The following is a 2,926-nucleotide window of genomic DNA, read 5'->3' as shown; positions in this document are numbered from 1 at the left end:
CGCGGGGTTGGTAGAAGGCGAGCGCGTCCGCTTCGGGCGTGCCGGGCTCCGGATGGTGGTCGAACCGCCAGCCGGCGCGCGGCGGCATGGACATGAGGATCGCCTCGACGTTCCCGCCGGTCTGCAGGCCGAACGTCGTGCCGCGGTCGTACACGAGGTTGAACTCGACGTAGCGGCCGCGCCGCAACGCCTGCCAGCCGCGTTCGCGCTCGCCGTACGCGTCCCCGCGGTGCGCCTCCACCATCGGCAGGTAGCTCGGCAGCAGCGTCGCGACGCCGTCGCGGATGCAGGCGAGGTCCGCCTCGAAGGCGTGGTCGGGGGCGTCGGGGGACGTGAGTTCGTCGAAGAACACGCCGCCCACCCCGCGCATCTCCTGGCGGTGGCGAACGGTGAAGTAGGCGTCGCACGTCGCCTTCCAGGCGCCGTAGTCCGCCTGCGGGTGGCGGGCGCACCAGCTCGCGAGTTCGGCGTGGAAGGCGCGGACCTCGTCCTCGACCGGGTAGGCGGGCGTGAGGTCCGACCCGCCCCCGAACCACCAGGCGTACGGCGTCGCGTCGCCCGCCGCCGCGTCGCCCCCCGCCGCGTCGTCGCCCGCGTCGTCGCCCGCGTCGTCCGTGCCCCCGCCGACCTCGAAGTACCGGAAGTTGGCGTGGAAGGCGGGGACGTACGGGTTGCGGGGGTGCAGCACCATCGACACGCCGGTCGCGAAGAACGGCTTGCCCTCCGTCCCGGGGTGCTGCTCCGCCAAGCTGGGGGGGACGCGCGCCCCGAGGACGGCGGAGACGTTCACGCCGCCCCGCTCGAAGACGCGGCCCTCCTCGATCACGCGGGCGCGCCCGCCACCACCGGTCGGGCGGGTCCAGACGTGCTCGGCGAAGCGGACCGGGTCGCCGTCGCCGTCGCCGGCGGCGTCGCGCGCGACGAGCGCTTCGGTGGCGGCGGTCGCTTCGACCGCCTCGAAGGCGTCCACCAACCGCGATTGCGCGGCGTGCATCGTCGCCAGCACCCGCGCCCGCCGGTCCGACAGGCCGGCCGGCGCGTACGGCAGCGCCCGCGCGACCGACGGGTCGGGCGCGAGGTCGGGGTGCGCCGGTCCGGGGGCCCCCACCCGCGTCACGCCCCCTCCGCGTGCCGGTCGAACGCCCGCACGACGTCCACCAGGTACGCCACCCGGTCGGGGTCCGTCGTCGGGAAGATGCCGTGCCCGAGGTTGAAGACGTGTGCACCGCCGACCCCTTCGCGCAGGACGCGGCAGGCGTCGTCGGCGAGCGCCGCCTCCGGCCCCAGGAGGGCGGCGGGGTCGAGGTTGCCCTGCAGCACCCGGCCGGGCGCGACGTCCCGCCAGACCGACAACGGCCGACGCCAATCGACGGACAACGCGTCGGCGGGGAGCTCCGCGACGGCGCGCTCGAGGTGCGCGGCGTCGAGCGCCAGGTAGATGCGCGGCACGTCCAGGTCCGCCAGCTGGTCCAGGACCCGCGCGGCGTACGCCGCCCCGAACGTCCGGTAGGTCGCCTCGTCGTGCAGGCCGGCCCACGAGTCGAACAGCTGCACCGCCTGGACGCCGGCCTCGACCTGCATGCGCAGGTAGGCCGCGGTCGTGTCCGCCATCTTCGCCAACAGGGCGTGCGCGGCGTCCGGCTCGGCGCGGAGGAACGCCCGGAGGGTCGGGTACTCCTTGCTGCCGGCCCCCTCGACGGCGTACGTCGCGAGGGTCAACGGCGCCCCCCCGAACCCCAACAGCGCCGGCGGGGCGCCGTCGGGGTCCCCGCCGGCCCGCAGGCCGGCCAGTTCCCCGCGCAGCTGCCGGATGGCGTCCCCGACGTACGGCGCGATCGCGTCGGCGTCGGGCACGCGGAGTCGCTCGACGGCGGCGGCGTCGCGCACCGGGTCGCGCAGGACCGGCCCCGGCGCGAAGTCCAGGTCGAGCCCCATCGCGGGGAGCGGCGTCATGATGTCGCTGAACAGAATGGCGCCGTCCATGCCGTAGCGGCGGACCGGTTGCAGCGTCACCTCGGTCGTCAGGTCGGGCGTCCGCGCCAACGTCCAGAAGTCGTGGCGTTCCTTCAGCGCGCGGTACTCCGGCAGGTGCCGGCCGGCCTGGCGCATGATCCAGATGGGGGCGGTGCGGGTGTCCTCGCCCCGCAGGGCGCGCAGCAACGTACTCATTTCGCGGGGGCCTCCGGTTCGGGCGTGAAGCGGTAGCCGACCCCCCACACCGTGTGCAGGTGCACCGGTCGGCTGGGGTCGGGCTCGAGGAGGCGACGCAGGCGCATCACCACGTTGTCGATCGTGCGGGAGGAGGGGAACGCGTCGTCGCCCCACACCTCGTCGAGGATGTCGTCGCGGGGCACGACCTCGCCGGCGCGTTCGGCGAGGAGGCGCAGGATGCCGCGCTCGCGTTCGCCGAGGTGCTCGAGCCGCCCGTCGGGCCGCGTCAGCGTCCAGGCGCGCAGGTCGACGTCGCAGCCGGCGACCTGCAGCCGGTGCGCGTGCCCGCGCGGCGTGCCGCGCCGCAACAGCGCCTCGACGCGCAACAGGAACTCCGGCAGGTGGAACGGTTCCGCGAGGTAGTCGTCGCCGCCCGCCGCGAGGCCGCGCACGCGGTCCTCCGCCTCCCCGCGGGCGGAGAGGAACAGGACCGGCGTCGCGTCCCCCGCAGCGCGCCGGCGTTCGCAGAGCGCGAAGCCGTCGCGGCCGGGCAGCATCACGTCGAGGACGACGAGGTCGGCGTCCCCCCGGCGCCACGCCGCTTCGCCCTGCAGGCCGTCGGGCGCCACCTCGACGTGGTAGCCCTCGACCTCGAGGTTGTCGCGCAGGACCTCGGCCATGACCGCTTCGTCCTCGACGACGAGGACGCGGGGGGCGTCGGGCGGGGCGGCCGGACCGCTCACGAGCCCATCCCCGCCGCCGCGCCGGCCGCCGC

Annotated in this window: 3 protein-coding genes; all 3 read right to left on the bottom strand. The window is 75.7% G+C overall.

Annotation, left to right across the window (positions count from 1 at the left end):
- The coding region (locus RI554_10220; GenBank protein MDR9392390.1) for a coproporphyrinogen III oxidase at positions 1 to 1,117 on the bottom strand (1,117 nt) is incomplete at its 3' end.
- Entirely contained in the window at positions 1,114 to 2,169 is a 1,056-nt protein-coding gene (hemE, locus tag RI554_10215; GenBank protein ID MDR9392389.1) for a uroporphyrinogen decarboxylase, read from the bottom strand. The genes RI554_10220 and hemE, both read right to left, overlap by 4 nt.
- A partial coding sequence (locus tag RI554_10210; protein MDR9392388.1) for a response regulator transcription factor occupies positions 2,166 to 2,926 on the bottom strand: 761 nt, incomplete at its 5' end. The genes hemE and RI554_10210, both read right to left, overlap by 4 nt.

It is taken from the genome of Trueperaceae bacterium, assembly GCA_031581195.1.
GTDB lineage: Bacteria > Deinococcota > Deinococci > Deinococcales > Trueperaceae > SLSQ01.
This window is presented reverse-complemented; position numbering and strand designations above follow the sequence as displayed.